Below are 7624 nucleotides of genomic sequence, written 5' to 3' on the forward strand. Positions count from 1 at the left end.
GGCGATGACTTCGGGTGTTTCCGGCTCCTCAGCGGGTTCCGGCTCGATTGCCTCAAGAGGGGCTGACAGTACAATGACGGTGGGCGGCTCCGTCGATACCACGTCTGCGACGGGTTCGGGCGGCACTGCATGTTCTGGCTCAACCGGCCCGGTCTCGGCGGCAGGTTCGGATTGGGTCGCTGCGATCGCCTCTGGCTGTTCAATCGCGGGCAGTTCGATGACCTCGGCAACTTCAGCCGCTGACATTGCCGCTACGGGTTCCGCGATGATCATCGGCTCGATGACAATTGGGGCGGCCGCTGCGGCGAGAATGACATTTTCTACCGGCGCCAGTTTGGGTGCGGGGGCAGGCGCCGCGGGTTCGGCCCGCTCGCCCCTGAGCCAACCGAGCATGCCCAGACCGATTTCGCGTTCACCCATGATAACCGTGTCGGCGCCAAGATTGGACAGGTAGGCTTGTTCGTCATCAGAATGGGCCCGGGCGATGATGCGCAGCGCCGGGTTGAGCTTGCGGCCCTGTTCGACGACCTGACCGGCCTCGAAGGAATTGGGGATCGCGATCAGCAGGCATTTGGCGCGGGCGACATTGGCGAGGCCCAGCACCTCGGTGGAGGCGGCGTTGCCGACAACCACTTCAATTCCCATGGTGCGGGCCAAGGCGATGCTGGTGTCGGAGTCCTCGATCACCAGCAGCGGGGCGCCGGTCAGGTGCAGGCCTTCGCCCACGACCCGGCCAACCCGGCCAAAGCCAACGAGAATGGTGTGATCGACCTGTTTGCTTGGTTCGGCAATGTCTTCGGCACTGAGCGGCAGCGGCTCTTCGCGCAGTTCGACGGGCGCGGTTTCACCGGGCTCGACCCGCGCCGATGGTTCGGCCTCGGTGCGTGGCTTGGGCTGACCGGCCCGCGCTTCCAGCGCCGGCTTGACCAGATCGAGCACCCAGAACACGACTGGATTGAGCACGATGGAAATCAGCGCGCCAGCCAGGATCAAGTCCTGACCTTCCTGCGGCAGGATGGCGAGGGAAACGCCGAGGCTGGCAAGGATGAATGAAAATTCGCCGATCTGCGCCAGGCTGGCTGAAATGGTCAGCGCCGTGCCAACCGAACGACCGAACATCCGGACGATGAAGAAGGCCGCCAGCGACTTGCCGACGATGATGATCAACACCGTTGCCAGCACCTGCAGCGGCTGGGTGAGGATGATGGACGGATCGAACAGCATGCCGACGGACACAAAGAACAGCACGGCAAAAGCGTCTCGCAGCGGCAGGGTTTCCTGCGCCGCGCGGTGGCTGAGTTCGCTTTCGGACAGGATCATACCGGCAAAGAAAGCGCCCAGCGCCAGCGAGACGCCGAACAACACGGCCGATCCCAAAGCGACACCCAGTGCAATCGCCAGCACGGCGAGGCGGAACAGTTCGCGTGAACCGGTATGGGCGGTCTGGTGCAAGGTCCAGGGGATGACGCGGCGGCCAACGACCAGCATGAAGCCGACAAAGGCGGCGATCTTGACAATGGTCAGGCCCAAAACGCCCCAGATGCCCACCGGCATGCCGATAATGCGTTCAACGAAATTGACGAAGGGGTCGTGGATTTCCACGGCGCCGCCCGACAGGCCGGCAAAGGCGGGGATCAGCACCAGGGCCAGCACCATGGCCATGTCCTCAACGATCAGCCAGCCAACCGCGATCTTGCCGCGCTCGGTTTCGATCAGGCGCTTGTCCTGCAAGGCCTTGAGCAGCACCACGGTGGAGGCGACCGACAGGGCCAGACCAAAGATCAGCCCGGCGCCCAGACCCCAGCCGAGCAACATGGCCAGACCAACACCAAGCGCGGTGGCAATGCCGATCTGTACCAGCGCGCCGGGAATGGCCAGCGCCCGCACGCTCATCAGGTCCTTGAGCGAAAAATGCAGGCCGACGCCGAACATCAGCAGCACGACACCGATTTCGGCCAGTTCATTGGCCAGGCCCTGGTCGGCGACAAAGCCGGGCGTGAATGGTCCGACCAGAACGCCGGCAAACAGATAGCCTACCAGGGGTGGCAGTTTGAACCGGTTGGCGATCATGCCGAAAATATAGGCTAGCACCAGGCCCGCGACGATCATCGAGATCAGGGGGGTGTCGTGGTGCATATAGTCCTCCGGCAGCTTTATCCAGTGATGTCGGCGTAGTGATGAAGATGGGGTCTTGATGCCCGATCCGCAACCGCGAAATACCAAGCAATTTGGCTAAGTTGGCCGTAACGCTTCACATTGGCTCATCAACTGACTAAGTTTGACTTTGTTATGACGCCGCTATGGCGCCATGGAGGCCGGCGATGACGCAATCCGGCATGCCAGAAATTGTCGAGCGACTGGCCGCCACTATCAATGCCGGGGACACGGATGGCTTCCTGGCGCTGTTTCCCAGCAATGGCATTGTCGAGGACTGGGGCCGCCGCTTTGAAGGCCACGACGCCATTCGCGGCTGGAGCGACAAAGAACTGATCGGCGCCAAGGGGGTGCTGACGCTGGGGCGGATCATCGACCAGTCCGGCAATCGCACCAGCCTTTATACCGATTGGGTCAGCAGTTTTTTCTCTGGCTCCTCGGTGTTCACCTTCACGCTCGACGGCGATCTTATTCGCGAAATGGTCATCTCGGCCGGTTAGACGGAACTCAATACGCATCCGCGTGTTGCAGCCAGCGGGGCGCTTGGCCCGAATTTGGAGGCCGGTTGTGCGCTTTTCCCTTGGTTGTGAAATCGGCTACGATATTGCCGAGCAATCGACGCTGATCTTCAATATCGAAGCGATGAATGGCGGCCGCCAGGACGTGATCAGCGAGAATCTACAGATCACCCCGTTCATCCAGGCCGATTACAACATCGCCGAGGATACCGGCAATCGCTACCGGCGGCTGATCGTCAACCCGTGCCAGCTGACGTTGCGCTACGACGCCGAAGTTGAATTGCGGCCGCTCCATGCGATGCCCGATGTGATTGACGAAGTGCCGGTGAGCCAATTGCCGCTGGATATCTTGCCGTACCTCAATCCGTCGCGCTATTGCCCGTCCGACCAGCTCGCCCGGTTTGCGGCGCGCCAGTTCGGGCATATGGAGCCGGGTCATAACCGCGTTACTACGATCTGCAACTGGATCCATGAGGAAGTGGACTACATTTCGGGCGCCAGCGACACTTCGACTACTGCCGCCGACACGTTTTCGATGCGGGCGGGTGTGTGTCGGGATTTTGCCCATCTGGGGATTACCTTTTGCCGGGCACTGGGCATTCCGGCGCGCTTTGCCTCCTGCTACGCCTGGCAATTGGAGCCACAGGATTTCCATGCGGTGTTCGAAGCCTATCTGGGCGACCGCTGGTATCTGTTCGATGCGACGCGGATGGCAGCACTGGATGGACTGGTGCGGATCGGCTGCGGGCGAGATGCGGCCGATACCGCGTTCTCGACCATTTATGGCAATGTGAATCCGCTGGCGATGCGGGTGTGGATCAAGGCGCTCAACGCCGATCCAACACAGGAATGGACGACTGAAGCGGTGAGCCTAGCCAAGGATTAGCCCATGGAATCCTGCGGCGAGCGGACTTTTTGGACCAGCACGTCGACTTCCATGCCGATATAGTCGTCCTTCTTGCCGATGAAGGTGCCGCCGATCGGGATGGCCTGGCGCGGCAGGCGGGAGACGCCGACGCGGATCAGGTCGCGGGTGCCGATAATGCCATTGGTTGGATCGAACTCGACCCAACCGGCGCCGGGCAGGTAGACCTGACACCAGGCATGGGTTGCCCCGCCGCCGCGATGTTCGCCATCGTCGCGGGCCGGCGAATAGATGTAGCCGGTGACGAACCGCGCGGCAAAGCCCAGCGAGCGAGCCGCTTCGATCATCAGCAGGGCGAAATCACGGCAGGAGCCCTGGCGCAGGCTGAGCGTGGTGGCCGGAGTTTGCGTGCCGGGATCGGGGCGGCGCAGATATTTAAAACCCTCCTTGATGCCATGGGTCATGGTCATCAACAGGCCGGCGGTGTCGGTGGCGCCGGAGGCGTTGACGAAGCGCTGCGCCCAGCGGGTCACTTCTTCCTGCTCGGGGAACTGGCGCTGCACATTGGCTTCGAGATCGGTCGCGTCCTCACCGGCATAGAGGAACGGATAGGTTTTGACCCGGTCGTCGATTTCGAAGTTCAGCGCCATTTCCGGGGTGTGGTCGAGTACCATATTGGCCTCGATCCTGAGCACGGAGGATTCTCTGTCGAACTTGGCGACGGCGATGCAATTGCCGAAGACGTCGTGGATCCAGCGCAATTGTGCGGGTTCGGGCGCAATTTTGAGCGCAAAGGATTCCAGCCGCTGCTCGATCGAGTCGCGCGGGCGCACCAGAATGCGATGTTCGCCAAACCGCACCGGCAGGTTGTAATTGTAGTGGGTGGTGTGGCGCACCTGAAGCAGCGTCAAACGAGATATCCTAACTGACGACGGTAATGCGCTCGGCAGCCCGCGTTATTCCGGTATAGAGCCAGCGGGCCCGTTCCTCACGGAACACAAAACTCTCGTCAAACAAATACACATTGTCCCATTGGCTACCCTGCGCCTTGTGGACAGTGAGGCAATAGCCAAAGGTGAACTCATCATACTGACGGCGTTCGGGCCAGGCCATCTGGTCTTCTTCGCCGGCAAAAAATGCCTTATGGGTCAAGACCTTGGCTTCTCCCTTACCCTCGTCATCGGCCAGCAGCAGGCTATATTTGCCATTGGCCTTGCGGTTGACCTCGGTGACGATCCAGATCTGGCCGTTGAGCAGTTTCTTGCGCGGATTGTTGCGCAGACACACCATGCGATCGCCCGTCACCGGCTCGTGAAAGGGCAGGCCTTTGAGTTCGCGCAGGCGATCATTGTATTGCAGCCGGGTCTTGTTGCGGCCGACCAGCACCTGATCGGCTTCCAGTACCGCACCGCGATCGACGTCCTCGCGGCCCACCACCAGCGACTCGCCGTAGCGCCCGCGTTCGAGATAGCCGCCTTCGCGCACGTCCATGGAGAGGCGAATGATCGGATTGTCCGAGGCCTGACGGTGGATTTCGGTCAGCATGATATCGGGCTCTTCGGCGGTGAAAAACCCGGCGCCCTGCACCGGGGGCAGCTGGAACGGATCGCCCAGCACCAAAACCTTGGTGCCAAAGCTCAATAGATCACGACCGAGCTGTTCGTCGACCATCGAGACCTCATCGATGACGATCAGGTCGGCATCGGCGGCGGAAGATTCCGGATCGAGCACGAAGCGCGGTTCGCCCTCTTTTTCGCTGACCAGCGAATAGATCAGCGAGTGGATGGTCTGGGCGCCCTTGCAGCCACGCTTGCGCATCACCAACGCCGCCTTGCCGGTAAAGGCGGCGTATTTGACGGTTTTCACATCCTGCGCCAGATGCACGGCGAGGGTAGATTTGCCGGTGCCGGCCCAGCCGAACAGGCGGAACACCTGCGGGGCGCTCTTATCCTTGATCCATTTGGAAACCGCGATCAGGGCTTCGTCCTGCTGGGGCGACCACTCCATCAGACGATGATCGTCCGCAGCGAGGCGATACCGTCGATTTCGCCTTCCAGCACATCGCCGCGCAGCACGGCGCCGACCCCGGCGGGCGTGCCGGTCATGATCAGGTCGCCGGCCTTGAGCATGACAAAGCGGGACAGTTCGGCGATGGTTTCGCTGACCGAGTAGATTTGTTCGCTGAGGTCGCCGCGCTGCTTTTCGATGCCGTTGACGCGCAGGCGGACGGCGCCCCGGTCGGGGTGGCCGACGCTGGCGGCGGGAACGAGGTGCGAGACGGGGGCGGAAAAATCAAAGCCCTTGGCCATGTCCCAGGGCTTGCCGCCCTTTTTGGCTTCGGCCTGCAGATCACGGCGGGTCATGTCGAGGCCGACGCCATAGCCAAAGACGTGGTTCAGCGCATCGTCCACGGCGATATCGCTGCCGCCGGTGCCGATGGCGACCACCAGTTCGATCTCGAAATGATAATTGCTCGTCTGGGGCGGATAGGGCGTGGGGCCGTTATCGATCACCAGCGTATCGGCGGGCTTGGTGAAAAACACCGGCTGTTCGCGGCCGTCGTGGCCCATTTCCTTTTGATGATCGGCGTAATTGCGGCCGACGCAGAAAATGCGGCGCACCGGAAACCGGCCGCCCCCGGAGACGGGAACGGCGGCCTGCGGCTGCGGCGCGATCACATAATCGGTCATGGCCTTACTTTTCGAGATAGGGGGCGTGGAGCACCAGATCGGTGTCGCTCAGCCGATCGGTGGCGGTGAAGGACTGGTGCCAATAGGGATAGATCAGCGGCGGCTGGCTGACGGCATCGAGTTTTGCGACTTCCTCAGTGGTCAGCTTGAGTTCGGCGGCGGCCAGGTTGTCCTTGAACTGGGCTTCCGAGCGCCCGCCGATGACCACCGAGGTGACGCCGGGGCGCTGCAGCAGCCAGGCCAGAGCCACCTGGGCGCCGGAGACACCGCGGGCCTCGGCAACGGCGACGATGACATCGATGATGTCGTAGAGGTGGTCCCAGTCATAAACCGGTGGCTCTTTCCAGCCCCCGACATGGCGCCCGCCATCGGGGCCACCATTGCGGCGATATTTGCCCGACAGCAGCCCGCCGGCCAAAGGGGACCAGACCAGAATGCCCAGGCCCTGATCGAGCGTGATCGGCACCAGCTCATATTCGGCTTCGCGCGAATGGAGGGTGTAATGGATCTGCTGGGAGACGAAGCGCTGGTAGTGATGGGCGTTCGCTACGCCCAGCGCCTTCATGATGTGCCAGCCGGAATAATTGGAGCAGCCGATATAGCGCACCTTGCCGGTCTTGATCAGCGTATCGAGGGCCTCCATGGTTTCTTCAATGGGGGTCTGCCCGTCCCATTCATGCACCTGATAGAGATCGATGACGTCGGTCTGCAGGCGTTTCAGGCTCGCTTCGGCCTGGGCAATGATGTGGTGGCGCGACAGGCCGCCGTCATTGGGGCCGGTGCCCATGCGGAAGCGCACCTTGGTGGCGACGAGCGAGCGGGCGCGGCGGCTGCCATCCTTGAGCGCCACCCCGATCATTTCCTCGGAGACGCCGGCATTATAGATATTGGCGGTGTCGAGCAGATTGATGCCGTGATCAAGGCAAAGATCGATCTGGCGGTTGGCATTGTCCTGATCGGTATTGCCGACCTTTTCGGACCCGCCAAAGGTCATGGTGCCCATGGTGAGCGTTGAAACCTTGAGGCCCGAGCGGCCCAGATAACGATATTGCACGTGCGTGTCCCCTCGGTACAAAACAGGTACACAGAGCTAAAGGGCATTGAGAGTCGGGTCAATCGCGGCGGGGTGGATTTGGGCATGCGCAAGCGCCGGACGGGATGATCCTCCGGGTTGAATGGTGGACGGGTCCCGAGGCGCATGGCGTCTCTTGGGTAATTTAGTATGTGAGGCACCGTCCGCCTCGGGACGCCGGGATTTATGGCGATGACGCTCAGGGCCGGACTTTGCGCTGTCCAGGCTCATGGCCCATACGCCCAAGGAAGGCACGGTCCCTCCCTCTCCCGGCAGTCGTCTTGTCATTGGCCGTTGCAACACCGTCCGGCAAGACTGATGCGGG

6 protein-coding genes and 1 pseudogene are annotated in these 7624 nt (G+C 61.8%); 2 read left to right on the forward strand and 5 right to left on the reverse strand.

The window, feature by feature from the left end:
• Positions 1-339: 339 nt before the first annotated feature.
• Positions 340-2136: pseudogene (locus ABIT12_RS04530) on the reverse strand (cation:proton antiporter); the annotation flags it as partial.
• 185 nt (positions 2137-2321) lie between these two features.
• Here ABIT12_RS04530 and ABIT12_RS04535 point away from each other — a divergent pair.
• A complete protein-coding gene (locus tag ABIT12_RS04535; protein WP_348042238.1) occupies positions 2322-2654 on the forward strand; it encodes a nuclear transport factor 2 family protein in 333 nt (110 codons plus the stop codon).
• Between the two features lie 67 nt (positions 2655-2721).
• Positions 2722-3558, forward strand: a complete 837-nt coding sequence (locus tag ABIT12_RS04540) for a transglutaminase family protein (RefSeq protein ID WP_348042239.1) — start codon at positions 2722-2724, stop codon at positions 3556-3558.
• Here ABIT12_RS04540 and ABIT12_RS04545 read toward each other — a convergent pair.
• From ABIT12_RS04545 to ABIT12_RS04560, 4 genes are read right to left on the reverse strand one after another with little or no spacing between them, the layout of a single operon-like run.
• Complete coding sequence (locus ABIT12_RS04545; protein ID WP_348042240.1) at positions 3555-4448, reverse strand: transglutaminase family protein; 894 nt, start codon at positions 4446-4448, stop codon at positions 3555-3557. The genes ABIT12_RS04540 and ABIT12_RS04545 overlap by 4 nt on opposite strands.
• A 10-nt stretch (positions 4449-4458) precedes the next feature.
• Positions 4459-5544 carry an AAA family ATPase gene (locus ABIT12_RS04550; protein ID WP_348042241.1) on the reverse strand — a complete coding sequence of 362 codons (1086 nt, stop codon included), beginning with the start codon at positions 5542-5544 and terminating at the stop codon, positions 4459-4461.
• Positions 5544-6227: a fumarylacetoacetate hydrolase family protein gene (locus tag ABIT12_RS04555; protein WP_348042242.1), complete on the reverse strand. Its 684-nt coding sequence runs from the start codon at positions 6225-6227 to the stop codon at positions 5544-5546. Before ABIT12_RS04555 ends, ABIT12_RS04550 begins: the two co-directional genes overlap by 1 nt.
• 4 nt (positions 6228-6231) lie before the next feature.
• Positions 6232-7281 (reverse strand): aldo/keto reductase, encoded by a 1050-nt coding sequence (locus ABIT12_RS04560; protein ID WP_348042243.1) that lies wholly within the window; start codon positions 7279-7281, stop codon positions 6232-6234.
• Positions 7282-7624: the final 343 nt, after the last annotated feature.

Origin of the sequence: Devosia sp. (assembly GCF_039927955.1) — a bacterium.
Taxonomy (GTDB): domain Bacteria; phylum Pseudomonadota; class Alphaproteobacteria; order Rhizobiales; family Devosiaceae; genus Devosia.

Excerpts from the sequence above, each read along its gene's own strand:
- ABIT12_RS04535 (WP_348042238.1), top strand. The coding sequence starts at position 2,322 with ATGACGCAATCCGGCATGCCAGAAATTGTCGAGCGACTGGCCGCCACT.
- ABIT12_RS04550 (WP_348042241.1), bottom strand. The coding sequence starts at position 5,544 with ATGGAGTGGTCGCCCCAGCAGGACGAAGCCCTGATCGCGGTTTCCAAA.
- ABIT12_RS04555 (WP_348042242.1), bottom strand. The coding sequence starts at position 6,227 with ATGACCGATTATGTGATCGCGCCGCAGCCGCAGGCCGCCGTTCCCGTC.